Source organism: Phenylobacterium sp. (genome assembly GCF_041691455.1).
Classification (GTDB): Bacteria; Pseudomonadota; Alphaproteobacteria; order Caulobacterales; family Caulobacteraceae; genus Phenylobacterium.
Window position 1 is genome coordinate 25,129 of record NZ_JBEPUO010000024.1, and the last position, 25,804, is coordinate 50,932.

The window sequence follows — 25,804 nt, forward strand, 5'->3', positions numbered from 1 at the left end:
ATGATCGGTGCGCTGATCGATGGAGCCATCAAGCGCCGCAAGGTGGTGCTGGGCGTAACGCTGATCGCTTGCGTCTTCGGCTTCTTCTCCTACCTGGCCATGCCTCGCGAGGCGCAGCCCGACATCGACCTGCCCTATATCTCGGTGATCGTCCCCTTCCCGGGGGTCAGCCCGGAAGACGCCGAGCGGCTGCTGATCAAGCCGCTGGAGGTCCAGCTCCAGACCATCCAGGGCGTCAAGCATATGAACGCGGTGGCCCGCCAGAGCGCGGCCGTCGTGACCCTGGAATTCGAGCCGGACTTCTCCAAGCAGAAGGCGCTCGACGACGTCCGTTCGAAAGTCGACCTGGCGCGCGGCCGCTTCCCGCCCGACGCCGAGCCGCCGATCATCCAGGAGCAAAGCTTCGCCGACCAGCCGGTGCTCGGCATCGTCCTGCATGGCCAGGCGCCGGAGCGCGAACTGGCGCGGATATCCAAGGACCTGAAGGAGCGCCTGGAAAGCTCGCCCGGCGTCCAGGAGGCCTTCGAGAGCGGGGCCCGCGAGGAGCTGCTGGACGTCACCATCGATCCCCTGCGGATGGAGGCCTACAACGTCACGGCCACCGACCTCGCCGGCGTGATCGCGCGCAACAACCAGCTGGTGCCGGCCGGCGCCCTGCGCTCCGGCGCCGGCATGTTCGCCATGAAGGTGCCGGGCGTGGTCCGCAACCCCGCCGATATCCTGGCCCTGCCGGTCAAGAAGAGCGGCGACCGGATCGTCACCATCGGCGACATCGGCGACGTGCGGCGCACCTTCAAGGAGCCGGACTTCATCACCCGGTTCAACGGCCAACCCGCCGTGGCGCTCGACGTCACCAAGCGCAACGGCGCCAATCTGCTCGACACCGTGAAGTCCATCCGCACCCTCGTCGCCGAGGAGCAGAAACACTGGCCGGCGACGGTCAAGGTCGACTTCACCTACGACAATTCCGAGTTCATCGGCCGCACGCTGACGGTGCTGGAAAGCGGCATCCTGACCGCCAGCCTGCTGGTGATGATGATCATCGTGGCCAGCCTCGGAATCCGCCAGGGGCTGATCGTTGGCCTGGCGATCCCGGCCTGCTTCCTGATCGCCTTCCTGATGATCCACGCCAAGGGCGTGACGCTGAACCAGATGGTGATGTTCGGCATGGTTCTGGCGGTCGGCATCCTGGTCGACGGCGGCATCGTGGTGGTCGAGTACGCCGACCGGAAGATGGCCGAGGGCATGCCGAAGGAGCAGGCCTTCGCGGCCGCCGCCAAGCGGATGTTCTGGCCGGTGGTGAACGGCACCCTGACCACGCTCTGCGCCTTCCTGCCGTTCATGTTCTGGAACTCGATCTCCGGAAAATTCATGAGCTACCTGCCGCTGACCCTGTTCTTCGTGCTGGGGGCCTCAATCTTCGTGGCGCTGATCTTCACCCCGGCCGTGGGCTCGATCTTCGGGCGGCCCACCGCCGTCGACGCCGAGCACCTGGCGGAGATCGAGAAGTCGGAGCATGGCGACCCGCGGGATATGCGGGGCTTCATGGGCTGGTACGCGCGGTCGGTCTCCTACCTGGGCCGCCACCCGGGACGCACCGTGCTCTCGACCTTCCTGATCATCTTCCTCGTCGGCTTCTGGTTCGTCAAAACGCCGCACCGGACCGAGTTCTTCCTGGATCAGGATCCGGAACAGGTGACCGTCTACGTCAAGGCCCGCGGCAACCTCTCGCCCGACGCCCAGGACGCCCTGATGAAGCAGGTCGAGGCCAAGCTGGTGGGCGTCAAGGGCATCGAGTCCATGTACGTGCGGGCCGGCGGCTTCAGCAGCAACGGCGGGCCCAATTCCGCGCCCAACGACACCATCGGCCGCATCCAGGTGCAGTTCGACAAGTACGAGCAGCGCAAGGTGCTGGGCATCAACGGCAAGGACGTCGCTGATGCGATCCGCGCCCGCGTCACCGATCTGCCGGGCATGCAGGTCGAGGTGCGCGAGCCGGAGGGCGGACCGCCCACCGGCAAGGGCGTCCAGGTCCAGATGACCAGCCACGACCCCGGCGCCCTCGACATCGCCGCCAACAAGGTCAAGGCCAAGCTGTCCGCCGACCCGCAGCTGATCGAGCTTGAGGACAACCGCACCTCGCCGGGCATCGAATACAACCTGACCGTCGACCGGGTCGCGGCCGGCCGCTACGGCGTCGACGTGCTGTCGGTCGGCCAGGCGATCCAGTTCATGACCGATGGCGTCCTGGTGGGCCGTTTCCGTCCCGACGACGCCCAGGACGAGCTCGACATCCGGGTGCGCTTCCCGATCGACGCGCGCACCGTCGCGGCCTTCGACCAGCTGAAGATCACCACGCCTAACGGTCCGGTGCCGGCCAGCTACTTCGTCAAGCGCCTGCCGGGCCAGCAGGTGACCCAGATCCAGCGCCGCGAAGGCCAGCGGATGGTCATCATCCAGGCGAACGCCATCAAGGGCGTCGCCGCCAACCTGAAGGTCGGTCAGATCAAAGCCTGGGTCGGCAAGGCCGGGCTCGATCCCGAGGTGCATGTGAAGTTCACCGGCGCCGACGAGGAGGGCCAGAACGCGGTCGGTTTCTTCGTCGCGGCCATGGCGGTCTCGCTGTTCCTGATGTTCGTGATCCTGCTCTGGCAGTTCAACAGCTTCTACGGCGTGGTCGTCACCCTCTTCGCCGTCATCCTGTCGACAGTCGGCGTCCTGCTGGGGGTGCAGATCAACCTGCTGCACACCTTCGACTACATCTCGATCATCATGCTGGGGACCGGCGTGGTGGCGTTGTTCGGGGTCGTGGTCGGCCACAACATCGTGCTCGTCGACACCTTCTACCAGCTGCGCCGCCAGGGCTTTCCGGCGGACGAGGCCGCGGTGCGCGCCGCGGCCCAGCGGTTCCGGCCGGTGATGCTGACCACGCTCGTGACCGTCGTGGGCCTCCTGCCGTTGATGTTCCAGATCCACCCGAACTTCCACAACGGCCATATCGAACTGAAGGCGCCGGGCTCGGAGTGGTGGGTGCAGCTCTCCGCCGCCGTCGTCTGGGGCCTTTCGTTCGCCACGGTCCTGACGCTCGCCCTGACGCCGGCCCTGCTGGCCGCGCCGAAGGTCGCCTCGGCCCGCTTCGGCAGCTACTGGCGCTGGGGCCAGCGGATGGCGGGGATCAAGCCCAAGCCGCAGGCGGTGAAGCCCTACGATATCCCCCGGGCCGCCGAGTAGCCGATGGCGGGGCTCACGTCCCGCATCGCCGGGCCGCAGGACATTCCGGCCCTGGAAGCGGTGATGGACGCCGCCATCGCCGAACTGCAGCGGGGCTTCCTGACGCCGGGGCAGATCGCCTCCAGCCGCATGATCATGGGCCTCGACCGCCAGCTGATCGCCGACGGCGGCTACTTCGTCGTGGAGGACGGCGGCCGGATCGCCGGCTGTGGCGGCTGGAGCCGGCGCGCGACCCTCTATGGCGGCGACCATACGCCCGGGCGCGACGCGGCCCTGCTGAACCCGGCGAAGGACCCGGCGCGGGTGCGGGCCATGTACACCCACCCGGACTTCGCCCGCCGCGGCGTCGGCCGGCTGATCCTCGAGCTCTGCGAGGGCGCGGCGCGCGCCGAGGGCTTCCGGCGCCTGGAGCTGATGGGCACCATGTCCGGCCGCCCGCTCTACGAGAGCTACGGCTTCATCGCCATCGAGGAGATCGTCGACAGCCGCGGCGGCGAGCCGGTGCCGCTGGTGCGGATGGGCAAGGCGATCGCCCCCTAGGTTTCCCGGGTCTGCCGCCGCCAGAGCGCGGCGTATTCGCCGGTGCGGGCCAGGAGCTCGGCGTGGGTCCCGCGCTCGACGATCCGGCCGCGCCGCAGCACCAGGATCTGGTCGGCGTCGACGATGGTCGAGAGCCGGTGAGCGATGACCAGGGTGGTGCGCCCGGCCTTCACCTTGCGCAGGGTCTCCTGGATCGCGGCCTCGGTGGGCCCGTCCAGGGCGCTGGTCGCTTCGTCGAGGATCAGGACCCGCGGATTGGCCAGCAGGGCGCGCGCGATCCCCACCCGCTGGCGCTCACCGCCGGAGAGCTTCAGGCCCCGCTCGCCGACCATGGTCGACATGCCGTTGGGCAGGCTGTCGATGAACGGGCCCAGCTCGGCGGCCTCGGCGGCGGCGCGCACGGCCTCGTTGCCCGCGCCGGGCCGCGCGAAGGCGATATTGGCGTAGAGGCTGTCGTTGAAGAGGGCCACGTCCTGCGGCACCAGGGCCACGGCCTGGCGTAGTGCCGTCTGCTTGACCTGTCGCATGTCGAGGCCGTCGATCAGCACCCGGCCGGCCTGGGGATCGAGGAGCCGCATGGCTAGCCGCACCGCGGTGGTCTTGCCCGCGCCGGACGGGCCGACCAGAGCGGTGGTCGTGCCGGGCGGCGCGTCGAAACTCACGTCGCGCAGGCCCACCGAGCGGGCGTCGTGCTGGAAGCTCACATGGTCGAACCCGATCGAGGCCCCCTGCCCGCTGGCCGGCGGCAGGTCGCGGGCGTCCGGCGCATCGACGATGTCGGGCTGGACGTCGCGCAGGGAGACCATCTGCTCCATGTCGATGAAGGCCTGGCGGATCTCACGGTACTGGAAGCCCAGCATCCCCAGCGGCGCATAGAGCCCGCTCAAGAGGAAGATCGCCGTGGTGATGTCGCCGATCCTGAGCGCCCCGCCGGACACCTCGTACCCGGCCATCACCGTCATGGCGGCCAGGCCGATATTGAGGATCACCGACTGCGAGCCGTTCAGCAGGTTCAGCGAGGCGTTCGCCCGGGCGCTGGCGTTCACATAGTCGCCCATGGCCTTTTCGTAGGTCTCGACGATCCGATCCTCGGCGCCGAAGGTCTTCAGCGTCTCGTAGTTGATCAGGGCGTCGCCGGAGAGGCCGGCCACCCGGTTGTCGGTATCGTTGAGCTCTCGGCGGTGCGAGAGCCGCCAGTTGGTGATCCGGAAGGTCACCACGACGTAGATCACCATGGTCGCCAGCGCGGTGATCGCGAACCGCCAGTTCAGCCGGACCACCATCACCACCATGGCCATGACCAGCTCGACCGCGGTCGGGCCGAGATTGAAGATCAGGCTGCGGATCAGGAAATCGGTCGAGCGCGAACCGCGGTCGATGATCCGGGTCAGGGTTCCGGTCTGTTTGGACTGGTGGAAATCGAGCGAGAGCCCCAGCGCGTGGGCGAAGGTCTCGACCGCCGCCTTGGCCATGGTCGACTGGGAGACCCGCGTGAAGATCGCGTCGCGCGCATAGGGCGCGCAGGCCGCCACCAGCCGCAAGGCCGCGAAGGCCACCGCCAGGAAAATGAACGTCGCGCCGATCGCGACGCCACCCTGGGCCGCCGGCTGCAGGGTGTTGATCGCGTCGCCCAGCATGACGGGCGCGGTGACGCCGGCCGCCTTGCCGACGAAGACCAGGATCAGCGCCGCGGCGATCCGCAGCCGCAGTTGCGGCGCGCCGGAGCGCATCACCAGCCGGCCGAGGTCGGCCATGGAGCCCCAGAAGCTGAACCTGGTCTCGACAGCCGCCATTTCACCGCCGAAGCGGCGCGTCATTCCGGGGTGTGCGAAGGCCAACCGCTGCTCCGTCTAGTGGACAAGGATCGTGGATTGCACGCCGCCGCCCGGCGTCATCCAGTCGACACGAAGGCCGGCAGGGGTGAGCTGGCTACGCAAGGGCCCCTGCGCAAGGGGCGGCACGGCCACGACCTGGAAGCTCGCCGCGTCGGAAAAGCCGTCGCCGAACACCTGGGCCTGGTGCGCGCCGGGCAGGATGCGGCTCTGTGAGCCTTGCGAGGGCAGGCTCACGTCGTAGCGTCCGGCGGCGTCGGCGCGTCCCTCGGCCACCTGCCGGCCGTCCAGCCGGAGGATCACGGTCGCGCCCGGCGCCGCGGTCGCAGAGATCTCCAGCCCGCCGCCGCGATCGAAGTCGATCGCCCGCAGCCCCGGGCCCGGCGCCGGGTCGATGCGGCGGGCGCCGGCGCCGGAGCGCAGCACGGCGGCCTGTCCTTCGGCGGTGACCAGCACATAGCCCTCGGACTGGATCTGATGGCCCCGGGCGCTGGCCGAAAGCCCGAAGATGCGCGCCTCGGCGGCCGGACCGAGCGCGATCGCCCAGCGGCCCCGGACGTCGGCCTCGGCGTGCAGGGCCTCGCCCTGCGGGGTCGCGAGCCGCACCCGCGCCCCAGCCGGCGCCGTGCCCGAGAGCCTCCATCCGTCGGCGGAGGCTTTCAGGCCCGTCGGCATCGGTGGCGTCAGGTCTCCAACCTCCTCCGAGGCCGCGGGGTCGGGCGCGGCCGCCACCAGGGGCTTGCCGTCACAACCCGCCAGCAGCAGGAACGCCGACAACGCGGCAATAGCGGGCTTCGCGGGAACCACGGCTTGGTTGAAACTCCTTAACCCAGAGCATAGCTAATCAGGCTTTCACGGTGCGCTCGCAAGCGCGCCGACCTTCCCGGAGTTCGATCGATGGGGCTTACGCCCAACCCGCTCCAATCGGTGTGCGTCTTCTGCGGCTCGTCCGACGCCGCGGACCCCGCGTACCTGCGCGCCGCCGGTGACCTCGGCCACGCCCTGGCGGCGGCGGACCTGCGGCTGGTCTACGGCGGCGGCGGAGTAGGCCTGATGGGCGCCACGGCGCGGGCCGCCCACGAGGCCGGCGGCAAGGTGCTGGGGATCATCCCCGACTTCCTGGTCGGCAAGGAACGCGCGCTCGAGACCGTCGAGCACGTGGTCGTCACCTCGATGCACCAGCGCAAACAGATGTTCTTCGAGGAGTCGGACGGCTTTGTCATCCTGCCCGGCGGCATCGGCACGCTGGAGGAGGTGATCGAGCTCCTGTCCTGGCGCCGGCTCGACCTGCACAGCATGCCGGTGGTGTTCTACAATCCGGACAACTTCTGGGGGCCGCTGTTCGCCCTCTTCCAGCACACCGTCGACGCCAAGCTGACGCCGCCCGCCTTCATGGACGCCTGGACCGTCGTCGATCGCGTCGAGGATATCGTGCCGGCCCTGCTCGCAGGCCCCAAGGCCGGCGCCTCGCCCATGCTGGCCGCGCTCACCTAGAGGCCGCCGACCTGGCCGCCCCTGCATAGCGCGCGACGGCGGGGTCGGCCGACGCGGCGGCCACGATCCAATCGCGGAAGGCGGCGATCTTGCGGGTCCGCCGGCGATCCCGGCGATAGGCCAGCCAATAGCCGCCGCCGATCGTCGCCACGATGTCGAAGGGCTGCACCAGCCGGCCGGCGGCGATGTCGGCGGCGAACAGGATCGGCGAGCCCAGGGCGATCCCCTGGCCGCCGATCGCCGCGGCGACCTCGAAGACCTGGTTGTCGGCGGCGAAGCGCGGCGCGGCCCGCGACGCGGCGTCCGGCGATGTGACACCCGCCGCGGCGAACCAGTCCGCCCATTCCTCGTCCAATCCGATCCGCGGCGCGGTCAGCAGGACCTCGGGCGACAGGGGCGAGCCCAGGCCCGCGAGTGTCTGCGGCGCGCAAAGCGGCGTGATCACCGCCGGGAACAGCGGCAGGGCTTCCAGATCGGCCCAGTCGCCCGATCCGGCCCGGATCGCCACGTCGAACCCGTCCCGCGAGAGATCCGCCAACCGCGCGCTGGCCTCCAGCCGCACCGCGATCTTCGGGGACGCCAGCTGGAAGCCCCCCAGGCGCGGCGCCAGCCATTGGGCGGCCACCGTCTGCAGCGTGGTGATCGCCAGCACACCCTCCCCGCTCTCGGAGAGGTCCGCGACCGCCCGCCTCAGCGCGCCCATGGCCTCCGATGCGCCCTGCGCCAGGCGTTCGCCGGCGGGGGTCAGCACGACCTCGCGCGGCAACCGCCGGAACAGCGGCTGATCGAGCCGGCGCTCCAGCGCCTTCACCTGCCAGCTGACCGCGGCCTGGGTCATCCCAAGCTCCTCCGCCGCCCGCGTGAAGCTGAGCAGGCGCGCGGCCGCCTCGAAGACACGGATAGCGCTGAGCGGGAAGGCGGCGAGAGGATCTGACATAAGGGTGATTTATGTATAGAGCAGCAGAACCGGTTTGTCTCGCGCGCTCCCCAGCCCGACCTTCCCTCTGCTTCAAGAGAGGGCTTCGGGAGATCGACATGGACGGAATGTACAATACCCATAAGGACGTTCCCTATGGCTGGGTGCTTTGGATCGGGCCCGTGCTGCGGGCGATCAGGCGCCTGTTCGGAGCCTCGGCAGGCCTCGCCGGCGTGGAAGCCTCGGTCGTCGAGACGCTGGGCGTCGGCCTCAACAACCCCGCCGGGCCACACTGAGGCGGCTTAGGGAACGTTGGCTTCCAGTTCGTCGAGCCACACCCGAGCCGTGCCGTCAGAGGGCGCCCGCCAGTCGCCGCGCGGCGAGAGCGCGCCGCCGGAGATCACCTTGGGGCCGTTGGGCATGGCCGAGCGCTTGAACTGGCTGATCTCGAAGAAGCGGTAGAGGAAGACGCCCAGCCATTTCTTGATCTCGGCGCGGTCGTAGGCGTTGCGCACGCCCTCCGGGAAGTTCGGCGGCCAGGTCCCGAGCTTCACGTCGCGCCAGGCGTGCCAGGCCAGGAACGCCACCTTCGACGGCCGCAGGCCGAAGCGGGTGATGTGATAGAGGCTGAAGTCCTGCAGCTCGTAAGGCCCGACCTTGGCCTGGGTCGACTGGATGGCGCCGGCGGCGTCGGCCGGCACCAGCTCGGGCGAGATTTCGGTGTCGAGGATCGCCATCAGGGTTTCCGAGGCGCCCTCCTTCAGTTGTCCGGTCTTCACCACCCAGCGGATCAGGTGCTGGATCAGGGTCTTCGCCAGCGAGCCGTTGACGTTGTAGTGGCTCATCTGGTCGCCGACGCCGTAGGTGCACCATCCCAGCGCCAGTTCCGAGAGGTCGCCGGTGCCCAGCACGAAGCCCGAGTGCTGGTTGGCGAGCCGGAACAGGTAGTCGGTCCTGAGGCCCGCCTGGACGTTCTCGAAGGTCACGTCATAGACCTTCTCGCCCTTGGCGAAGGGGTGGCCGATGTCCTCCAGCATCCGCAGGGCCGTGGGCTTGATATCGATTTCCTGGCCAGTGACGCCCAGGGCCTTCATCAGCGCCCAGGCGTTGGACTTGGTGCCCTCGCTGGTGGCGAACCCCGGCATGGTGAAACCCAGGATGTCGGCGCGCGGCTTGCCGAGCGCGTCGAACGCCTTGCAGGCGACCAGCAGGGCGTGGGTGGAATCCAGGCCGCCGGAGATGCCGATGACCAGGTGCTTGGACTTGGTCGCCCGCAGGCGCTGAGAGAGCCCCTGCACCTGGATGTTGAAGGCCTCGTAGCAGTCCTGGTCGAGCCGCGCGGGATCACTGGGCACGAACGGGAAGCGGTCGAGCGGCCGCATCAGGCCGACGTCGGCGAAGGTCGGCTGGTGTTCGAACGTCACCTTGCGGAAGCTCTTTTCCGGGCGGCCCGCCGCCACCGCGGCGTTGTTGAAGGTCGGTGTGCGCAGGCGCTCCAGCCGCAGGCGCTCGACGTCCACGTCGGCCATCGCCATCTGCGCGCCGGCCGGGAACCGGTCGGTCTTGGCAAGCAGGCGCCCGAGTTCGTGGATCGTCGCCTGGCCGTCCCAGGCAAGGTCGGTGGTGCTCTCCCCCGGCCCGGCGGCCGAATAGAGGTAGGCGGCCTGGCAGCGCATGGACTGCGAGGCGCAGAGCAGGTCGCGCTCATCGGCCTTGCCCACCACGATGTTGGAGGCCGAGAGGTTGCAGAGGATCAGCGCGCCCGCCAGCGCGGCTTGAGTCGAAGGCGGGGTCGGCGACCAGACGTCCTCGCAAATCTCCGCGGCGAAGCTGAAATCGGCCAGATCGGCGGCCTCGAAGACCAGGTCCGTGCCGAACGGGACACTCTGGCCGGCCAGCTGCATCGTCAGCCCGGTCACGCCGGCGCCCGGCGCGAACCAGCGATTCTCGTAGAACTCCCGATAGTTGGGCAGGAAACTTTTGGGCGTGACTCCGAGGATCCGGCCGCGGGCGATCACCACGGCGCAGTTGTAGAGCGCTCCGTTGTGCCGCAGCGGCGCTCCGACGATCAGCACGGGCGCCAGCATCTTGCTGGCCGTGGCGAGGCCCGCGATCTCGGCCTCCACCCGGGCCAGGAGGGCGTCCTGCAGGAAAAGGTCGTCGATGGCGTAGGCCGAGAGCCCGAGCTCCGGGAACAGCATCAGGTCGGCGCCGCCCGTATGGCCTTCCTTGGCGAGCGCCAGGGTCTGGGCGGCGTTGAAGCCGGGGTCGCCCACGGCGACGGCCGGCGTGCAGGCCGCCACGCGCACGAGGCCGTGGCTGTGGATCGCGTGGAACGGCTTGGTCACCGGCTCGCCTCTCATCCCCCCGCCACTAGCGCCTGATTTGCCGCCCGGGAGAAATGCTCAATTTGAGCATATATAGGTCGAGCCTGAAGATTTGGCAAAGAGCCATCCCCTCAGGGGAATAGATTATCAGTCGTCGCGATGGACCCGTTCGCGCCGTTCGTGGCGCTCCTGGGCTTCCAGGCTGAGCGTGGCGATCGGCCGTGCGTCAAGGCGGGCGACGCCGATCGGCTCGCCGGTCTCCTCGCAGTAGCCGTAGCTCCCGTCCTCGATCCGGCGCAGGGCCTCGTCGATCTTGGAGATCAGCTTGCGTTGACGGTCACGGGTACGCAGTTCGAGGGACCGGTCGGTCTCCGACGACGCACGATCGGCGAGGTCGGGATGATTTTCGGTTTCGCTCTGCAGATGTTTGAGGGTCTCCCCCGATTCCCGGAGGATATCCTCTTTCCAATCAATGAGCTTCTGCTTGAAATACTCAAGCTGCCGCTCACTCATGAACACCTCGTCCTCGGAAGGACGATACACAGGCCTGTCAGCCAGAACTTCGGCTGCCTTCATGGACACTCCGAGCCCCCTAAACTCCCCGAGACACGCGGGGCGCTTATAGCAAATGGAACATTGGTTTCAATGAGCCATAAAATGGTTGAGCAATTAGGCCGCATGGTCGGCGCGCTCAAGTTTGGCCACTTCGACGGCGGCGCGCAGTTCGATCTCGTCGAGAACCGCCTCCAAAGCGGGGTCCTCCGTGCCTTCGCGCTCGTCGCGTACGGCGCGGCGCAGGCGGTCTAGATCGGCGCTGCTCAGCGCGCCTTCAAGGAGAGAGACCTTGATTTCGTCGAGGACGTCGAGGATGCGGCCGGCGCGGCGCACGGCGCGGCGCTTGCGCTCCAGCGGCCCGCCCACGTCCTGCAGCGCCAGCAGGGCTTCGACGCCCATGACCCCGCGGGTGGCTGAAACCGATGAGGCCGCGCCCGCCTCGGGCGCCGCGCCCGGCGTGACGATGCGGAAGCCCTCGCCGCCGGCGCCATGCGCCGGACGTGCGCCTGAAGAGGATCCGATCCCGCTTGGGCCGGTGACCTTCATGCTGCGAGTTTCAATCCCTGACCACGCGAACTCTGGATCCTCCTTCTCTGCTTCCAAGCTTGCAGCATGGTTAATGCCGGGCAGAATCTGCCGATGGACGCCCGCGGCGTTCAGGCGTCCCGACTCTCGGCGCTGTTTTCCTTGGACTTTCCGGAGACCCTGGCTTGGCACGCTGATCGCATAGGGACGCAGGAAACAACTGCATCCGGGTCCCATGCGTCAGCCGTTCCGCGTCTTCTCCCTTCTCGTCCTGGCCGCCAGCCTGCTTGCGGGCCTGTGCGCAGGCCCCGCCGCGGCCAAGTCGCGGATCAAGGACATCGTCGCCTTCGAAGGCGTGCGCGATAACCAGCTCGTCGGCTACGGCATCGTCGTCGGGCTGAACGGCACGGGGGACGCCCTGCGCAACGCCCCCTTCACCAAGCAGAGCCTGGAGGCGATGCTGGAGCGGCTGGGCGTCAACACCCGCGACGCGACCCTCAACACCAAGAACGTCGCCGCGGTGATGGTCACCGCCAACCTGCCCTCCTTCGCGGCCAGCGGCGCGCGGATCGACGCCAGCGTCTCGGCGCTCGGCGACGCCAAGAGCCTGCTGGGCGGCACCCTCCTGGTGACCCCGCTGATGGGCGCCGACGGCAAGGCCTATGCGGTCGCCCAGGGCACCGTGCAGACCGGCTCGGTCAGCGCCTCGGGCGCCTCGGGCAGCACCATCTCCAAGGGCGTACCCACAGCCGGCCGCATCGCCTCGGGCGCCATCGTCGAGGCCGAGAGCGGCTTCCAGCTCGCCAACATGACCACCCTGCGCATGACCCTGCGCAATCCCGACTTCACCACCGCCGGGCGCATCGCCCAGGTGATCAACGCAGCCTTCCCGGGCTCCGCGGTCGCGGAGAACCCGACCATCGTCGCCATTCACCCGGTGAACGGCGAGAACATGATGAGCTTCGTCACCCAGGTGGAGAACCTCTCGGTCGAGCCCGACGGCCCGGCCAAGGTGGTCATCGACGAGGTCGCCGGCGTCATCGTCATGGGCGAGAACGTGCGCATCTCCACCGTGGCGGTACAGCAGGGCAACCTGACCATCACCGTGCACGAGAGCTCGCAGGTCAGTCAGCCGACCGCCTTCTCGAAGGGCGGCACGACCGCCATCGTCCCGCAGAGCGACGTCTCGGTGGACGAGGAGAAGGGCAAGAAGTTCCTGACGCTCAAGAGCGGGGCGTCGCTTGCGAACCTGGTGGCCGGGCTGAATGCCCTGGGCGTCACCCCGCGCGACATGATCTCCATCCTGCAGACCATCAAGACCGCCGGCGCCCTGCAAGCCGACATCGAGGTGATGTGATGGCCGACCTGACCGCCACCGCCGTCCCGACCAACCTGCTGGCGACACCGGCCGCGCCCACCGCGGCGGAGCTGGCCAAGCGCGGCGACATCAAGCGCACGGCCGAGAAGTTCGAGTCCTCGTTCCTGTCGATCATGATGCAGCAGATGTTCGAGGGCACCGACACGCCCGCGCCCTTCGGCGGCGGCCCGGGCGAAGCGATGTTCAAGTCGTTCCTGACCGAGGCCATGGCCAAGAAGATGAGCGACCGGGGCGGCATCGGCATCGCCGCTACCGTGCAGCGCGAGATGCTGAAGATGCAGGGGTTGAAGTGATGGCCGCTCCGGCCAGCGCCGACGCCACCGAGCGCGTCGAACAGCTCATCCTGCTCACCGAGCGCCTGACCCATCTGGTGGCGCAGGGCGCGCAGGCCTTCGAGGCCCGCCGACCTCAGGACGCCGCCGGCTACATGGCCGAGACCGGCCGGCTGGCCAACCTCTACCGGCACGAGTCCGCCCGGATCCGCGGCAATCCCGACCTGATCGCCGGGGTGAGCCTCGCCCTGCGCACCCATCTGGTCCGCGCCACCGAGGCCTTCGACGCGGTGCTGGCCCGCCAGGCCCGCGCGGTCGGCGCCGCCAAGACCGTCACCGAAGGCCTGGTCCGCTCGATCGCCGAAGAAGTGGCGACGCAACGCCAGAAGGGGGCCAGCTACGGCGCCGGCGGTCTGCAGAGCGCGACTCCGGCCGCGACGGCGATAACCCTCAACAAGCGCGCCTAACCTTACCTTCCCCATTCATGGGGAAGGGGGACCACCGGCCGAGCGACGCGAAGAACCGATGGTGGAAGGGGCAAACCTCAAGCTCGCCGCGATGGCTCGCCCCCAACGCCCCTCCCCCGCCTCGCGGGGGAGGCAGGATTCAAACACTTGTTTGACGCAACGTCAGCGCGCTAATCTCGCCCTGTCGTCGGAGCTTTTCCGGCGATCTACGTTCTCAGGGCGGGGTGAAAGTCCCCACCGGCGGTAATGCCTTTCCGCGAGGAAGGGACGAGCCCGCGGGCGCCTGGCGGCCGTCTTCTCTCCGGAGCAGGGGCGCCGCAAGGGTCAGCAGACACCGGTGCGATCCCGGGGCCGACGGTTAGAGTCCGGTTATGAGAACCGCTGGCGGCGTGCGCACGGGCTTCGGCCAGGCGTACTTCGACGGCGTCTCCCTGAGTCGTGGTTCCTCGAACCCGTCAGGGAGAAGACCCATGACCCAAGCTACCCAAGTCCCCGCGTTGGAGCTTCCCACCGCCAACGGCGCCTTCCGCGCCGCGCGGATCGCCTTCGTCCATGCGCTTTGGCACCGCGAGATCGTCGAGCAGGCCCACGTCGGCTTCCTCGAGGAGATAGCGGTGCTCGGCTTTCCGCCGCAGACCGTCGAGCGGTTCGAGACGCCCGGGGCCTTCGAGATCCCGCTGCACGCCCAGACGCTGGCCCGCACCGGCCGCTACGCCGCCATCGTCGGCGCCGCCTTCGTGGTCAACGGCGGCATCTATCGCCACGAGTTCGTCGCCGAGACGGTGGTCTCCGCCCTGATGCAGGTGCAACTCGCCACCGAGACGCCGGTCTTCTCGGTGGTGCTGACCCCGCACCATTTCCACGAGCACGACGCGCATCAGGGGTTCTTCCATGAGCACTTCCGCGTGAAGGGCCAGGAGGCGGCGCGGGCCTGCGTCGGGACCCTGCAGAGCCTCGCCAGTCTCGCGGCGGCGGCGTGAGGGGCCTGGCCATGGAACTCCAGACCCAAACCCCGCCCCTCGGGTTCTCGCCGCACGACCGCAAGAGCCCGCTCACCGACCCCTGGGAGCCGCTGTTCAGCCGCAAGGCCGAGAACGCCGTCGTCCTCGGCCTGCACGCCGGCCCGGCCCACACCAACAGCCGCGGCTTCGTACACGGCGGGTTGATCGGCGCGCTGGCCGACAACGCCATGGGCCTGTCCTGCGCGCGGCGGCTGAACCACACCGGCGGCCTGGTCACCGTGACCCTCAACGTCGACTTCCTGGGGACGGCGCTGGAGGGCCAGTGGCTGGAATTCGACACGGTGTTCGTGAAGCCCGGCCGCACCCTGTGCTTCGCCCAAGCCTTCGTCACCGCCGACGGCCAGCCCTGCGCGCGGGCCAACGCCGTCTTCCGCGTGCTGGGCGGCGACGTGCGCAGGACCGCCGCATGAGCGCCTATGTGGTGGCTGAGCTCACCATCCACGACCGCACCCGCTACGACCGCTACGCGGCGGGTTTCCTGCCGACGCTGGGGCCCTTCGGAGGCCGCCTGCTCGCCGCCGACGAGGCGCCGCAGGTGCTGGAGGGCGCCTGGCCCCGGGAAAAGCTGGTGCTGATCGCCTTTCCCGACCCCGAGGCGGCGCGGGCCTGGGCGGCCTCCCCCGCCTACCGGGCGATCGCCAGCGACCGGACGGCGTCGAGCGAGGCTGCCGTGTTGCTGGTCCGGGGCCTCGGTCCCTAGCCGGCAGGCGGGCGGGCGATGCTCCGCACCCACCGTATTAGGCTTGACAGTCGTTACGGCCCTAACTGCATCCTCCGGTAGCAAGTGCCCCGCGAGTCACAACCCGGCCATCGCCAGGACAATGACCGCGGGGGACCAAGGGAGGATGCAAAATGAAAAAACTTTCGAGGGGCGCAGCCCTGTTGGCGGTCAGCGCGCTCGCCGCCGGCGGCAGCTTCGGTGTCGCCCAGGCGGCGGAGCCGGCGGCCTCGGTTTCCGAGATCGTCGTCACCGGCTCGCGGATCCGCACCAGCCCGCTGGACGAGACCCAGCCGGTCGTGCAGATCGACCAGGACGCCATCGCCAAGACCGGCCTGACCTCCACCGTCGACGTGCTGCAGCGCATCCCCTCGGCGGGCGGCGGCCTGAACAGCAAGTTCAACAACTCAGGCAACCTGGGCAACCCGCCGGACGGCGGCGGGGTGGGCGCGGGCTCGGCGGAAATCGACCTGCGCTACCTCAGCTCCCGGCGCGTGCTGGTGCTCGTCGACGGCCTGCGCTGGGTCGGCGGCGCGGCGGCCTCCGGCGTCCCCGCCTCGGTCGACCTCAACACCATCCCGTCTTCGATGATCAGCCGTATGGAGGTCCTGCAGGAAGGCGCCTCGCCGATCTACGGCTCGGACGCCATCGCCGGCGTGGTCAACATCATCACCAAGCAGCGGCAGGACGGCTTCCAGGCGAGCGCCCAGGTCGGCGGCTATGGCGAGGGCGACGGCTTCAGCCAGACCTATGACGTGTCCTGGGGCGTCACCCAGGGCGGAACCTCGATCGTGGTGGGCGGCGGCTACTTCAAGCAGGACGCGGTGTTCGCCGGCGACCGCGACATCTCCCGCTTCCCCGCCCCGTTCGGCACGGTCTGCGACGGCGGTTGCAGCTCCGGGACCCCGAACGGCCGGTTCATCATCCATGACCCGAACACCGGCCAGGACTTCAGCGCGACCTTGCGCCAGGCGCTGCAGCCCGGGCAGCGGCCGGTCTACAACCCGGCCGATCCCACGGGTCCCACCGGCAGCTTCAAGCCCTTCACCGTCGCCGACCGCTTCAACTTCCAGCCGTTCAACTACATCGAGACGCCGCTGGAGCGGCTGAGCCTGTTCGGATCGGTGACCCAGGACATCACCGACAAGATCCACTTCCGCGTGCGCGCCTCCTACGTCGAGCGGAAGTCCGCGAACCAGGCCGCGCCCCTGCCGCTGTTCGTCGGGCCGGACGCCGGCAACGGCAACCTGCTCGACACGGTCAATGTCGACGCGACCAACCCTTACAACCCCTTCGGCTTCACCCTGCAGCCGGGCACCTATTCGTTCATCGGCCGCCGGCTGGTGGAGGCCGGGCCGCGGCACTACGAACAGACGGTCGACACCTGGAATGTCTCGGGCACGCTCGACGGCGAGTTCGCGGTGGGCGACCACACCTGGCACTGGGACGTCGACGGCGTCTGGTCGCGCAACCACGCCGAACAGACCTTCACCGGCAACGTGAACGCCCAGCGCGTCCAGCAGGCCCTGGGTCCGCTCTCAGGCTGCACCGGCTCCTGCGTTCCGCTGAACATCTTCGGCGGCGCCGGCACCATCACCCCGGCGATGCTGAACTTCATCGGCTTCACCCAGCAGGACACCTCGCAGCAGGAGCTGCGCGACGTCAGCGCCAACCTCACCGGCGACCTGTTCGAGCTCCCGGCCGGGCCTGTCGCCTTCGCCGTCGGGATCGAACACCGGGTGACCGAGGGCTTCTTCCAGCCCGATCCGATCGTCGTCGCGGGCCTGTCCTCCGACATCCCCGCCCAGCCGGCGAGCGGGTCGATCACCGTCAAGGAAGCCTATGGCGAACTGAGGATCCCGCTGATCAAGGACACGCCGTTCTTCTATCGCCTGGACGCCTCGGTGGCCGGCCGCTGGTTCGACTATTCCACCTCCGGCACGGACTCCACGTACAAGGCCGGGCTGAACTGGAAGCCCACCGAGGATGTGCTGTTCCGCGGGTCGTGGGGCCAGGGCTTCCGCGCTCCGTCGATCGGCGAGCTCTTCGGCTCCGCCTCGCGCTTCGACCAGGTGGTCGTCGACCCCTGCTCGGACTTCCTGGAGCTGGGCGGCGGCACGGTCCAAAGCGCCACCGTGCGGGCCAACTGTATCGCCCGCGGCGTGCCGGCCAACGGTTCCTACGTGCAGCTCAACCAACAGCTTCCGGTGATCACCAGCGGCAACAAGACGCTGGCGCCGGAGACCAGCGAGAGCTGGAACTTCAGCGGGGTGTGGGCGCCCAAGTTCCTGCGAGACGCCAGCTGGGCGAACGGCGGCTCGGTGGAGCTGGCCTACACCCAGATCACCTTGGACCAGGCGATCCAGGCGCTGAGCGGCCAGACCCTGCTGGACCGCTGCGCCCAGACCGCCGACGCGCTCTCCTGCGCCACTATCACGCGCACGGCCTCGGGTGTGGTGTCCGCCATCGCCAACCCGCTGATCAACATCGGCGGCATCAAGACCCGGGCGATGGACCTGAACATCAACTGGGCGTCGCCAGCCTGGTCGTTCGGGCGGTTCGGCCTGCACTCCTACACCACGCGGCTGCTTGAGTTCACCGAGATGCAGCCGACCTCCAACGGGCTTCAGCCGATCAAGCGGCTCGGCACCGAACGGGGCAGTCCCGACCAGGCCTATCCCAAGTGGAAGTCCAACCTCACGGCCGACTGGGATAAGGGCGACTTCGGGGCGACGGCGGGCCTGCGCTACATCTCCGCGGTGCAGGAGTCGGGCGATCCCAACAAGCTCGGGAGCCGCACCTATGTCGACGCCCAGCTCCGCTGGACGCCGGAGACCCTGCTGAACGGCCTGGGCGTCGCCGTGGGCGTCAACAACCTCTTCGACAAGGATCCTCCGGGCTGCGTGACCTGCAGCCTCAACAACTACGACCCGAACGCCTACGACGCGCCCGGGCGCTTCTTCTACCTGCGCCTGAGCTACAAGCAGTAGGCGGCCACTAGCCGAGCGTCACCTCGCGCTCGATCCCGATCGCGGCCAGGACGTCGCGGTCGTGGCTGACGACCAGCAAGGCGCCGTCGTATCCGCCCAAAGCGGCCTCGGCGGCGCCGATGGAGTCGAGGTCGAGGTGGTTCTGTGGCAAGATAGGGGAAACCAAGGCGCGCGCGGCGGATTACCCAGCCATGACCCAGCGGACATCGGACCGGACTCACCCGCTGGCGCGCCTCGCCGCCGCGGCCGCGCTCGCCATCTGGGCCCTGCCCGCCCTCGCCCAGACGTCCGCGTCCCCGACTTCCGCGCCAGTAGCCGATCCCGGCGCCAAGAAGGCGCAGGAGGCGCACGACCTGGCGCAGGCCGCCTTCGCCAAGCCCGGGGCGAGACCGGCGTCCGTACCGCCAGAACCGACCACCGCGGCCGCGAAGATCGCCTCGGAGGCGGCCGAGGCCAAGGCCGCCGCGCCAGTGGAGCCGAAGCCCGAGTGGCTCTCCGATGAGGGCGTCCGCCTCGGCGGCAAAGGCGTCCAGTTCAAGTCTCCTTTCTGACCGCCCGTTCGTCTTGAGTTCGACGCACAAAGACCAAGCCTAACGGTCGTTTGCGGCCGCCTTTTCCGTTCGCGATCCTCGCGGGCGTCGAAAGGGGTCTCCGATGATCGCCGAGCGCGCGGCCCGACTGCGTCCGATCGGCGCGGCGGTGCGCAAGGGGCTCGCCTGCTGGTGGTGGCTCCTGCGCGCCTATGTGGCGGATACCCATCTGATGCCGCGCGACGAAGCCCTGGAGCCGCCGCCGGCCCGCTGGCTCGAAGGCTGGCCGCGCGGCCGCCCCTGAGGCCCTTGCCAAGCGCCGCCCCGCGGAGAACGCTGGCGGCCATGGCAGACGAACCTTTCCCCGGCTTCCCGCCCGCGGCAATGCGCTTCCTGGCGGACCTGCGGGACAACAACGACCGCGTCTGGTTCGCCGCCCACCGCAAGGCCTACGATCAGGCGATCCGCGGCCCGGCCGAGACGTTCCTCGCCTGTCTGGAGCCGGCGCTGGGCGCGCTCACCGGCGGGCCGGTCACCGGCAAGATCTTCCGCATCCACCGCGACGTGCGGTTCTCCAAGGACAAGCGGCCCTACAACGCTCACCTGCATATCGCCTTCCCGGCGCGCGGCGGTCCGAGCGCGGTGACCGCCTGCGGCTATTTCTTCGCCCTGGAGCCGGATCGGGTGCTGCTCGGGGCCGGCGGCTTCGACTTCTCGGGCCCGGTGCTCGACGCCTATCGCGCCGCCGCGGCCGACCCGGCGAAGGGCGCGGCGCTGGAGGCCATCCTCGCCGAACTCGCCGCCTCCGGCTTCAGGATCGAGGGCGCGGCGTTGAAGCGCGTGCCTGCGCCCTATGCAGCCGACCACCCCCGTGCCGACCTCCTGCGCCGCAAGGGCCTGAACGCCTGGCGCGACATCACCGACCCGGTGACGATCGCGGGCGACAAGCTGTTCGCCGAAACGCTCTCCACGTTCGCAACCCTCGCCCCGCTTGTGAGGTGGCTGGGCGCCTTGTGATCTGAGCTCACGAATGTCGCGCCCAGATGTCGTTTTCACCTGGGCCCGGGGCGCCTTATATCCAGGCTGATGCTTGTGAGCTGAGGTCACATGGCCAAGCGAAGCCAACTGCCGTTGACGGCCCTTCGGGCGTTCGAGGCCTTCGCACGCCTCGGCAAGATGAGCTTGGCCGCCGACGAGCTCTGCGTCACCCACGGCGCGGTCAGCCGCCAGGTCCGAGGCCTCGAGGCGCTCTGCGGCGTCAAGCTCACCCAGGGCCCGCGCAATGCGCTGAAGCTCACCGACGCCGGCGAGCGTCTCGCCCGCTCGCTCGGCCACACCTTCGATGAGCTGGAGCAGTCGTTCCGCGAGGTGCGGGCCGCAGCCGACCGCGAGCTGCACATCTCCTGCGTCGGGACACTGGCCATGAAGTGGCTGATCCCGCGGCTCTCGGGCTTCCATGCCCGCCACCCCGAACTCTCGATCCGGGTCACCGAGGCCTATGGGCCGGTCGACTTCACCCGCGAGCCGTTCGACGGGGCCATCCGCCTGACGGAGAGCGTCACCGGCGGCGACATGACCGCCACGCCCTTCCTCGACAACTTCCACGGTCCGGTCGTCGCGACGGAACTGGCGCAGGGCGGCCTCGACCTCGCCAGCACGCCGCGCCTGCACACCCGCTCCCACCGGCAAGCCTGGGCCGAGTGGTCCGAGCATTCCGGCGTCCCGGTCCCCGACGCGCCGGAGGGGCGCGAGTACGAGCACCTGTTCTACATGCTGGAGGCGGCGGTGGGCGGCCAGGGCGTCGGGATCTCGCCCTGGATCTATGTCGCCAACGACATCGCCGCCGGCCGGCTGGCGGCCCCCTTCGGTTTCACCCCGACGCCGGCGCGCTTCCACCTGATCCTCCCCGGCTCGCCGCCGAAGCGCGGCCTGAAGGCGTTCCGGGAATGGCTGATCGAGGAGGCCGCCACCGCGCCCGCGCCGCCGATGCTGGTCCACCACGGCCTCAGACAGACAGCTTGACGATTGCGCCTGCGGGATGATCGTTGCGGAACGATGGTTTCCGGGGGACGGGGCAATGCGCGGATCGGCTTGGATCGCAGTTTCAGTTCTGGCTGTCATGGCCGTGGGATGCTCGCCGAAGCCGAAGACTGCCGCGCCGCCGCCCGCCGCTCCGGCCGCCGCGCCCGCAACGACGCCCGCCGCCACACCCCCTGAAGCGACGCCCGCCCCTGAGCCGACGCCGGCCGCCGCGGCGACTCCAGAGTCCCCGCGCCCCGAGCCCAAGGTCGAGGCCGTCCGGTGGTCCCGCGCCGACTACGGCGCGCGCGAGCGCCGGCTGTCGGCCCTGATCGCCAACGCCGAGACCCGCGACACCACCGGCGAGACCCAGTACCGCGCCAGCGAAGGCCGCGCCCAGCGCCAGCGCTGCACGACCAAGGCCTGCATCGAGCGTTCCTACGCCGTCGAGGAAGCCTGGATGCGCAAGTGGGAAGGCTCCGGCGACGTCAAATAGGCTCGCGAGCTAGCGGCTTTCGGACATGTGTTAAGTTGGCTGCATTGAAGTCGAGGCCCTCGGCGGCGATCTAGTCGCCATGGACGCGACAGCTTCTTTTCCAGCGATCGGCGAGCGGATCGCCGCCCTGCCGTGGGACGGCGTCGAGCGCGATCTCGACGCCCACGGCGCCGCCATGATCCCGGGCCTGTTGTCGCCGGACGACTGCGCGACGGTCGCCGGCTGGTACGACGACGATGCGCTGTTCCGCAGCCGGGTGATCATGAGCCGCCATGGCTTCGGGCGCGGCGAGTACCGCTATTTCGCCTACCCGACGCCGGACCTGGTCGCAGGTCTGCGCGCCACCCTCTATCCGACGCTCGCCGCCATCGCCGGGCGGTGGAACGCCCGGCTCGGCATTGAGACCACCTATCCCGCTGACCACGCGCAATACCTCGCCCGGTGCCACGCCGCGGGCCAGAAGCGGCCGACGCCGCTGCTGCTCCGCTACGCCGAGGGCGACTACAACTGCCTGCACCAGGACCTCTACGGCGAGCACGTCTTCCCACTGCAGGCCGCGATCCTGTTGTCCGAACCCGGCCGCGACTTCACCGGCGGCGAGTTCGTGCTCACAGAGCAGCGGCCGCGCATGCAGTCGCGCGCCGAGGTCGTCCCGCTCCGCCAGGGCGACGCGGTGATCTTCCCCGTCCACCACCGCCCGGTACAGGGCTCGCACGGATCCTACCGGGTGAACCTGCGCCATGGGGTCAGCCGGCTCCGGTCCGGCCACCGGCACACCCTGGGCGTCATCTTCCACGACGCCCTCTAGAGGAGAAATTCCATGTCCTTCGTCGTTTCCGGCCTCTCGCCCGAGCCTTTCCGCCCGCTGTTCGGCCTGTCCGACGCCGCCCTCGCCGAGCAGGGCGTGATCCGCCGCACGGTCGACGTCAGCCCCGGCTTTCCCTGCCGCGTCAGCCTGGAGGACGCCGCGCCGGGCGAAACCGTCCTGCTGCTCAACTACGAGCATCAGAGCGCCGACACCCCGTTCCGGGCCCGCCATGCCATTTTCGTCCGCGAGAGCGCCCAGGACGCGACGGTGACCGAGGACGAGCTGCCGCCGGTCTTCGAGGCCCGGATCATGTCCCTGCGGGCGTTCGACGAGGCGGGCATGATGCGCACGGCCGCGGTCGCGCAGGGCGCCGAGCTCAAGCCGGCCATCGAACGCCTGCTGGCGGAGCCGGAGGTCGCCTATCTGCACGCCCACTACGCGGGCATGGGCTGCTACGCCGCGCGGATCGACCGGGCCTAGCCGCCCGTGACGCGCGCCAGGCCTTCCAGCCAGCGCTGGTGCCAGTGCTCCATCCGGCCGGGAAAGATCAGCCGGCCGGCGCGAGCGGCGAAGCCGTGCTGCGTCTCTTCGGTGATAACGCGGCAACCGCCGGGCGACGGCTCGATCAGCCAGGCGTGATAGGCCTCGATCCCCGGCGCGACGGCGAGCCAGGCGATGCGCTCGAACGGCTCGAACTCCTTGACCTCGGTCTTCAGGCCGACGCCGAAGGTCCGCCAGGTGAACCGCGCACCGGCGTGCAGGTCGGCCCCGCCGCCCTCGACCACGACCTTCGAAGCGTTGGCGTAGAAGCCTGACCAGTCGGCCGCGCGGATCAGCACCTTCCAGACCGCCTCGGGCGGCGCGGCGATCTCCAGCGAATTGACCACATGCACCGGCGCGCGGCCGGGCGCGAAGCGGTCAGGCCAGCGGATGGCGGAGGCGGTCATGCGCCGAGACTAGACCATCCTGACCGATCCGCTGCCCACCAACGGCTTTGCGATCCAGGACTACGGCTACAGCTTCTGGCCGCGCTCGGCGGGTTCCGGGAACCTGGTGATCTCCGACTTCGCGCCGGACGCCGCGACCTTCCGGGCGATCGTTCCGGAGCCGGCGACCTGGGCCATGATGCTCGCGGGCTTCGGCCTGGTCGGCGTCGCCATGCGGCGGCGGCGCGCGGACTTCGCCGTCGCCTGAGCGGCCGACCCTCGGCTGCTGCCACCGTGGTGTCAGCAGTCTTGGCGCGGCGGCGCGCCGCAGGCCGTTTGTTCCCAATATGTTCCTGTGTTATCTCTGAGTCTCGGCACTACATTAGGAGGTCGCCCCGGGGCATCCCGACGGCGTCGAGTGTTTCCGGGACAAGATGGCCGAGCAACTGAACTTCATCCGCGTGCGCGGCGCGCGCGAGCACAATCTGAAAGACGTCAGCGTGGACATCCCGCGCGGCGAGCTCGTCGTGCTGACCGGGCTGTCGGGCTCGGGCAAGAGTTCGCTCGCCTTCGACACCATCTATGCCGAGGGCCAGCGCCGCTACGTCGAGAGCCTGTCGTCCTACGCCCGCCAGTTCCTGGAGCTGATGAGCAAGCCCGACGTGGACCTCATCGAGGGCCTCTCGCCGGCGATCTCCATCGAGCAGAAGACCACCAGCCGCAATCCACGCTCCACCGTGGGCACGGTCACCGAGATCCACGACTACATGCGCCTGCTCTGGGCGCGGGTCGGCGTGCCCTATTCGCCGGCCACCGGCCTGCCGATCGAGAGCCAGACCGTCAGCCAGATGGTCGACAAGCTGACCGCGATCCCCGACGGCGAGCGGCTCTATCTGCTGGCGCCGGTGGTCCGCGGCCGCAAGGGCGAGTACCGCAAGGAGATCGCCGAGTGGCAGAAGGCCGGCTTCCAGCGGCTGAAGATCAACGGCGAGTTCTTCCCCATCGAGGACGCCCCGACCCTCGACAAGAAGTTCAAGCACGACATCGACATCGTCGTGGACCGGCTGGTCACCAAGTCCGGCCAGGAGACCCGCTACGCCGACAGCCTCGAACAGGCGCTGCGGCTGGCCGACGGCATCGCGGTCGCCGAGTGGGCCGACAAGGACCCGACCGAGGAGGAGCCCAAGCGGCTGCTGTTCTCCGAGAAGTTCGCCTGCCCGGTCTCCGGCTTCGCGATCAGCGAGATCGAGCCGCGCCTGTTCTCGTTCAACAATCCCTACGGCGCCTGCCCGGTCTGCGACGGCCTGGGCGCCAAGCTCGCCTTCGACGCCGACATGGTGGTGCCGGACAAGGACAAGACCCTGCACAAGGGCGCGATCTCGCCCTGGGCCAAGGGTCCCTCGCCGCTCTACACCCAGACCCTGCAGGCGCTCGCCCGGCACTACGACTTCTCGATGGACGTCCCCTTCTGGAAGCTGCCCGACCAGGCCAAGCAGGTGATCCTGCACGGCTCGGGCGCCGAGAAGATCCGCTTCGTCTATGACGACAACGCCCGCAAATATGAGGTCAACAAGACCTTCGAGGGCGTGCTGCCCAACCTGGAGCGCCGCTGGCGCGAGACCGACAGCTCGTGGGTCCGCGAGGAGCTCGGCCGCTACCAGTCGGAGACGCCTTGCGAGGCCTGCCACGGCTATCGCCTGAAGCCCGAGGCCCTGGCGGTGAAGATCGCCGGCAAGCACGTCGGCGAGGTCAGCCACCTGTCGATCAAGCACGCCAAGGAGTGGTTCGAGGACCTCGAGCCGCAGCTCACCGAAAAGCAGATGGAGATCGCCCGGCGGATCCTGAAGGAGATCGTCGACCGCCTGCGGTTCCTGGTGAATGTCGGCCTGGACTATCTGGACCTCTCACGAGCCTCTGGCACGCTGTCGGGCGGCGAGAGCCAGCGCATCCGGCTGGCCAGCCAGATCGGCTCGGGCCTGACCGGCGTGCTCTACGTCCTCGACGAGCCTTCCATCGGCCTGCACCAACGCGACAACGCCCGCCTCCTGGTCAGCCTCAAGGGCCTGCGCGACCTCGGCAACTCGGTGCTGGTGGTCGAGCATGACGAGGAAGCGATCCTCACCGCCGACTATGTGATCGACATGGGGCCGGCCGCCGGCGTGCACGGCGGCGAGGTCATCGCCCAGGGCACGGCCGCCGACATCATGGCCGAGCCGCGCAGCGTCACCGGCCAGTACCTTTCCGGCGTCCGCGAGATCGAGGTGCCGGCCGAACGCCGTCCGCTCTCCAAGAAGAACGTGCTGCGGGTGATCGGCGCCACCGGCAACAACCTGAAGAACGTCACCGCCGAGATCCCGCAGGCGACCTTCACCTGCATCACCGGCGTCTCCGGCGGCGGCAAGTCGACCTTCACCATCGAGACCCTCTACAAGGCCGCCGCCCGGCGGCTGCACAATGCCTCCGACGCGCCGGCGCCCTATGAGCGGATCGAGGGGCTGGAGCTGTTCGACAAGGTCATCGACATCGACCAGTCGCCGATCGGGCGCACGCCGCGCTCGAACCCGGCGACCTATACCGGCGCCTTCCAGCCGATCCGCGACTGGTTCGCCGGCCTGCCGGAATCCAAGGCGCGCGGCTACGGCCCGGGCCGGTTCAGCTTCAACGTCAAGGGCGGCCGCTGCGAGGCCTGCCAGGGCGACGGGTTGATCAAGATCGAGATGCACTTCCTGCCCGACGTCTACGTCACCTGCGACGTCTG

The 25,804-nt window shown here is 69.2% G+C and carries 27 protein-coding genes, 1 pseudogene and 1 riboswitch; of the genes and pseudogenes, 20 read left to right on the plus strand and 8 right to left on the minus strand.

Annotation, left to right across the window (positions count from 1 at the left end; all coding sequences use genetic code 11):
- Complete coding sequence (locus ACESMY_RS19145) at positions 1-3,231, plus strand: efflux RND transporter permease subunit (RefSeq protein ID WP_372786217.1); 3,231 nt, start codon at positions 1-3, stop codon at positions 3,229-3,231.
- 3 nt (positions 3,232-3,234) lie between these two features.
- Positions 3,235-3,771: a GNAT family N-acetyltransferase gene (locus ACESMY_RS19150; protein ID WP_372786218.1), complete on the plus strand. Its 537-nt coding sequence runs from the start codon at positions 3,235-3,237 to the stop codon at positions 3,769-3,771.
- On the opposite strand, the gene ACESMY_RS19155 is transcribed toward ACESMY_RS19150, so the two are convergent.
- Both ACESMY_RS19155 and ACESMY_RS19160 read right to left on the minus strand, forming a co-directional pair.
- Positions 3,768-5,564, minus strand: coding sequence for an ABC transporter ATP-binding protein/permease (locus tag ACESMY_RS19155; RefSeq protein WP_372786219.1), 1,797 nt, complete (start codon positions 5,562-5,564; stop codon positions 3,768-3,770). The genes ACESMY_RS19150 and ACESMY_RS19155 overlap by 4 nt on opposite strands.
- A 57-nt stretch (positions 5,565-5,621) precedes the next feature.
- A complete protein-coding gene (locus ACESMY_RS19160; RefSeq protein WP_372786220.1) occupies positions 5,622-6,410 on the minus strand; it encodes a hypothetical protein in 789 nt (262 codons plus the stop codon).
- 90 nt (positions 6,411-6,500) lie between these two features.
- On the opposite strand from ACESMY_RS19160, the gene ACESMY_RS19165 reads away from it, so the two are divergent.
- On the plus strand, positions 6,501-7,097 hold the full coding sequence (locus ACESMY_RS19165) for a TIGR00730 family Rossman fold protein (protein ID WP_372786221.1): 597 nt from the start codon (positions 6,501-6,503) through the stop codon (positions 7,095-7,097).
- On the opposite strand, the gene ACESMY_RS19170 is transcribed toward ACESMY_RS19165, so the two are convergent.
- A complete protein-coding gene (locus ACESMY_RS19170) occupies positions 7,090-8,034 on the minus strand; it encodes a LysR substrate-binding domain-containing protein (protein ID WP_372786222.1) in 945 nt (314 codons plus the stop codon). The two genes, ACESMY_RS19165 and ACESMY_RS19170, sit on opposite strands and share 8 nt — an antisense overlap.
- 98 nt (positions 8,035-8,132) lie before the next feature.
- On the opposite strand from ACESMY_RS19170, the gene ACESMY_RS19175 reads away from it, so the two are divergent.
- Positions 8,133-8,309, plus strand: a complete 177-nt coding sequence (locus tag ACESMY_RS19175) for a hypothetical protein (protein WP_372786223.1) — start codon at positions 8,133-8,135, stop codon at positions 8,307-8,309.
- A 6-nt stretch (positions 8,310-8,315) separates the two neighbouring features.
- Here ACESMY_RS19175 and ACESMY_RS19180 read toward each other — a convergent pair whose 3' ends face one another.
- From ACESMY_RS19180 to ACESMY_RS19190, 3 genes are all read right to left on the minus strand, one after another.
- The gene (locus tag ACESMY_RS19180; protein WP_372786224.1) at positions 8,316-10,361 is read right to left on the minus strand and encodes an NAD(+) synthase; all 2,046 of its coding nucleotides are present in this window, start codon (positions 10,359-10,361) and stop codon (positions 8,316-8,318) included.
- Positions 10,362-10,487: 126 nt separating this feature from the next.
- Positions 10,488-10,916 carry an RNA polymerase-binding protein DksA gene (gene dksA / locus ACESMY_RS19185; protein ID WP_372786225.1) on the minus strand — a complete coding sequence of 143 codons (429 nt, stop codon included), beginning with the start codon at positions 10,914-10,916 and terminating at the stop codon, positions 10,488-10,490.
- A 93-nt stretch (positions 10,917-11,009) separates the two neighbouring features.
- The gene (locus ACESMY_RS19190) at positions 11,010-11,657 is read right to left on the minus strand and encodes a flagellar assembly protein FliX (protein WP_372786226.1); all 648 of its coding nucleotides are present in this window, start codon (positions 11,655-11,657) and stop codon (positions 11,010-11,012) included.
- On the opposite strand from ACESMY_RS19190, the gene ACESMY_RS19195 reads away from it, so the two are divergent.
- From ACESMY_RS19195 to ACESMY_RS19225, 7 genes are all read left to right on the plus strand, one after another.
- On the plus strand, positions 11,656-12,777 hold the full coding sequence (locus tag ACESMY_RS19195) for a flagellar basal body P-ring protein FlgI (RefSeq protein ID WP_372786227.1): 1,122 nt from the start codon (positions 11,656-11,658) through the stop codon (positions 12,775-12,777). The genes ACESMY_RS19190 and ACESMY_RS19195 overlap by 2 nt on opposite strands.
- Entirely contained in the window at positions 12,777-13,091 is a 315-nt protein-coding gene (locus ACESMY_RS19200; RefSeq protein ID WP_372786228.1) for a rod-binding protein, read from the plus strand. The genes ACESMY_RS19195 and ACESMY_RS19200 overlap by 1 nt, the downstream gene beginning before the upstream one ends.
- On the plus strand, positions 13,091-13,537 hold the full coding sequence (locus tag ACESMY_RS19205) for a flagellar basal body protein (RefSeq protein ID WP_372786229.1): 447 nt from the start codon (positions 13,091-13,093) through the stop codon (positions 13,535-13,537). Before ACESMY_RS19200 ends, ACESMY_RS19205 begins: the two co-directional genes overlap by 1 nt.
- A gap of 206 nt (positions 13,538-13,743) precedes the next feature.
- A riboswitch (FMN riboswitch) is annotated at positions 13,744-13,920 on the plus strand.
- An 87-nt stretch (positions 13,921-14,007) separates the two neighbouring features.
- Positions 14,008-14,517, plus strand: coding sequence for a 6,7-dimethyl-8-ribityllumazine synthase (locus tag ACESMY_RS19210; RefSeq protein WP_372786230.1), 510 nt, complete (start codon positions 14,008-14,010; stop codon positions 14,515-14,517).
- Between the two features lie 11 nt (positions 14,518-14,528).
- Positions 14,529-14,969: a PaaI family thioesterase gene (locus ACESMY_RS19215; protein WP_372786231.1), complete on the plus strand. Its 441-nt coding sequence runs from the start codon at positions 14,529-14,531 to the stop codon at positions 14,967-14,969.
- Positions 14,966-15,259, plus strand: a complete 294-nt coding sequence (locus ACESMY_RS19220) for a DUF1330 domain-containing protein (RefSeq protein ID WP_372786232.1) — start codon at positions 14,966-14,968, stop codon at positions 15,257-15,259. Before ACESMY_RS19215 ends, ACESMY_RS19220 begins: the two co-directional genes overlap by 4 nt.
- Positions 15,260-15,411: 152 nt before the next feature.
- The gene (locus ACESMY_RS19225; RefSeq protein ID WP_372786233.1) at positions 15,412-18,267 is read left to right on the plus strand and encodes a TonB-dependent receptor domain-containing protein; all 2,856 of its coding nucleotides are present in this window, start codon (positions 15,412-15,414) and stop codon (positions 18,265-18,267) included.
- A 7-nt stretch (positions 18,268-18,274) separates the two neighbouring features.
- On the opposite strand, the gene ACESMY_RS19230 is transcribed toward ACESMY_RS19225, so the two are convergent.
- Positions 18,275-18,433 carry a hypothetical protein gene (locus ACESMY_RS19230; protein ID WP_372786234.1) on the minus strand — a complete coding sequence of 53 codons (159 nt, stop codon included), beginning with the start codon at positions 18,431-18,433 and terminating at the stop codon, positions 18,275-18,277.
- A gap of 25 nt (positions 18,434-18,458) precedes the next feature.
- On the opposite strand from ACESMY_RS19230, the gene ACESMY_RS19235 reads away from it, so the two are divergent.
- The 7 genes from ACESMY_RS19235 to ACESMY_RS19265 all read left to right on the plus strand — a co-directional run bounded on the left by ACESMY_RS19235 (position 18,459) and on the right by ACESMY_RS19265 (position 22,600).
- A complete protein-coding gene (locus ACESMY_RS19235; protein ID WP_372786235.1) occupies positions 18,459-18,818 on the plus strand; it encodes a hypothetical protein in 360 nt (119 codons plus the stop codon).
- 103 nt (positions 18,819-18,921) lie between these two features.
- The gene (locus ACESMY_RS19240) at positions 18,922-19,101 is read left to right on the plus strand and encodes a hypothetical protein (protein ID WP_372786236.1); all 180 of its coding nucleotides are present in this window, start codon (positions 18,922-18,924) and stop codon (positions 19,099-19,101) included.
- Positions 19,102-19,142: 41 nt separating this feature from the next.
- On the plus strand, positions 19,143-19,814 hold the full coding sequence (locus ACESMY_RS19245; protein WP_372786237.1) for a DUF2461 domain-containing protein: 672 nt from the start codon (positions 19,143-19,145) through the stop codon (positions 19,812-19,814).
- 90 nt (positions 19,815-19,904) lie between these two features.
- Entirely contained in the window at positions 19,905-20,819 is a 915-nt protein-coding gene (locus ACESMY_RS19250; protein ID WP_372786238.1) for a LysR substrate-binding domain-containing protein, read from the plus strand.
- A gap of 97 nt (positions 20,820-20,916) precedes the next feature.
- Positions 20,917-21,312 (plus strand): hypothetical protein, encoded by a 396-nt coding sequence (locus ACESMY_RS19255; RefSeq protein ID WP_372786239.1) that lies wholly within the window; start codon positions 20,917-20,919, stop codon positions 21,310-21,312.
- Between the two features lie 79 nt (positions 21,313-21,391).
- Positions 21,392-22,120, plus strand: a complete 729-nt coding sequence (locus tag ACESMY_RS19260; protein ID WP_372786240.1) for a 2OG-Fe(II) oxygenase — start codon at positions 21,392-21,394, stop codon at positions 22,118-22,120.
- 12 nt (positions 22,121-22,132) lie between these two features.
- On the plus strand, positions 22,133-22,600 hold the full coding sequence (locus ACESMY_RS19265) for a DUF1203 domain-containing protein (protein ID WP_372786241.1): 468 nt from the start codon (positions 22,133-22,135) through the stop codon (positions 22,598-22,600).
- Here the strand turns inward: ACESMY_RS19265 and ACESMY_RS19270 are convergent.
- Positions 22,597-23,067 (minus strand): SRPBCC domain-containing protein, encoded by a 471-nt coding sequence (locus ACESMY_RS19270; protein WP_372786242.1) that lies wholly within the window; start codon positions 23,065-23,067, stop codon positions 22,597-22,599. The two genes, ACESMY_RS19265 and ACESMY_RS19270, sit on opposite strands and share 4 nt — an antisense overlap.
- Before the next feature lie 151 nt (positions 23,068-23,218).
- On the opposite strand from ACESMY_RS19270, the pseudogene ACESMY_RS19275 reads away from it, so the two are divergent.
- Positions 23,219-23,314: pseudogene (locus ACESMY_RS19275) on the plus strand (PEPxxWA-CTERM sorting domain-containing protein); the annotation flags it as partial.
- Positions 23,315-23,480: 166 nt separating this feature from the next.
- The coding region (gene uvrA, locus ACESMY_RS19280; protein WP_372786243.1) for an excinuclease ABC subunit UvrA at positions 23,481-25,804 on the plus strand (2,324 nt) is incomplete at its 3' end.

What these genes read in the sequence shown, in the direction of transcription:
- ACESMY_RS19145 (WP_372786217.1), top strand. Translation starts at nt 1, where the DNA reads ATGATCGGTGCGCTGATCGATGGAGCCATCAAGCGCCGCAAGGTGGTG.
- ACESMY_RS19150 (WP_372786218.1), top strand. Translation starts at nt 3,235, where the DNA reads ATGGCGGGGCTCACGTCCCGCATCGCCGGGCCGCAGGACATTCCGGCC.
- ACESMY_RS19155 (WP_372786219.1), bottom strand. Translation starts at nt 5,564, where the DNA reads ATGGCGGCTGTCGAGACCAGGTTCAGCTTCTGGGGCTCCATGGCCGAC.
- ACESMY_RS19165 (WP_372786221.1), top strand. Translation starts at nt 6,501, where the DNA reads ATGGGGCTTACGCCCAACCCGCTCCAATCGGTGTGCGTCTTCTGCGGC.
- ACESMY_RS19170 (WP_372786222.1), bottom strand. Translation starts at nt 8,034, where the DNA reads ATGTCAGATCCTCTCGCCGCCTTCCCGCTCAGCGCTATCCGTGTCTTC.
- ACESMY_RS19175 (WP_372786223.1), top strand. Translation starts at nt 8,133, where the DNA reads ATGGACGGAATGTACAATACCCATAAGGACGTTCCCTATGGCTGGGTG.
- dksA (WP_372786225.1), bottom strand. Translation starts at nt 10,916, where the DNA reads ATGAAGGCAGCCGAAGTTCTGGCTGACAGGCCTGTGTATCGTCCTTCC.
- ACESMY_RS19195 (WP_372786227.1), top strand. Translation starts at nt 11,656, where the DNA reads ATGCGTCAGCCGTTCCGCGTCTTCTCCCTTCTCGTCCTGGCCGCCAGC.
- ACESMY_RS19190 (WP_372786226.1), bottom strand. Translation starts at nt 11,657, where the DNA reads ATGGGACCCGGATGCAGTTGTTTCCTGCGTCCCTATGCGATCAGCGTG.
- ACESMY_RS19200 (WP_372786228.1), top strand. Translation starts at nt 12,777, where the DNA reads ATGGCCGACCTGACCGCCACCGCCGTCCCGACCAACCTGCTGGCGACA.
- ACESMY_RS19205 (WP_372786229.1), top strand. Translation starts at nt 13,091, where the DNA reads ATGGCCGCTCCGGCCAGCGCCGACGCCACCGAGCGCGTCGAACAGCTC.
- ACESMY_RS19210 (WP_372786230.1), top strand. Translation starts at nt 14,008, where the DNA reads ATGACCCAAGCTACCCAAGTCCCCGCGTTGGAGCTTCCCACCGCCAAC.
- ACESMY_RS19215 (WP_372786231.1), top strand. Translation starts at nt 14,529, where the DNA reads ATGGAACTCCAGACCCAAACCCCGCCCCTCGGGTTCTCGCCGCACGAC.
- ACESMY_RS19220 (WP_372786232.1), top strand. Translation starts at nt 14,966, where the DNA reads ATGAGCGCCTATGTGGTGGCTGAGCTCACCATCCACGACCGCACCCGC.
- ACESMY_RS19225 (WP_372786233.1), top strand. Translation starts at nt 15,412, where the DNA reads ATGAAAAAACTTTCGAGGGGCGCAGCCCTGTTGGCGGTCAGCGCGCTC.
- ACESMY_RS19235 (WP_372786235.1), top strand. Translation starts at nt 18,459, where the DNA reads ATGACCCAGCGGACATCGGACCGGACTCACCCGCTGGCGCGCCTCGCC.
- ACESMY_RS19240 (WP_372786236.1), top strand. Translation starts at nt 18,922, where the DNA reads ATGATCGCCGAGCGCGCGGCCCGACTGCGTCCGATCGGCGCGGCGGTG.
- ACESMY_RS19245 (WP_372786237.1), top strand. Translation starts at nt 19,143, where the DNA reads ATGGCAGACGAACCTTTCCCCGGCTTCCCGCCCGCGGCAATGCGCTTC.
- ACESMY_RS19250 (WP_372786238.1), top strand. Translation starts at nt 19,905, where the DNA reads ATGGCCAAGCGAAGCCAACTGCCGTTGACGGCCCTTCGGGCGTTCGAG.
- ACESMY_RS19255 (WP_372786239.1), top strand. Translation starts at nt 20,917, where the DNA reads ATGGCCGTGGGATGCTCGCCGAAGCCGAAGACTGCCGCGCCGCCGCCC.
- ACESMY_RS19260 (WP_372786240.1), top strand. Translation starts at nt 21,392, where the DNA reads ATGGACGCGACAGCTTCTTTTCCAGCGATCGGCGAGCGGATCGCCGCC.
- ACESMY_RS19265 (WP_372786241.1), top strand. Translation starts at nt 22,133, where the DNA reads ATGTCCTTCGTCGTTTCCGGCCTCTCGCCCGAGCCTTTCCGCCCGCTG.
- ACESMY_RS19270 (WP_372786242.1), bottom strand. Translation starts at nt 23,067, where the DNA reads ATGACCGCCTCCGCCATCCGCTGGCCTGACCGCTTCGCGCCCGGCCGC.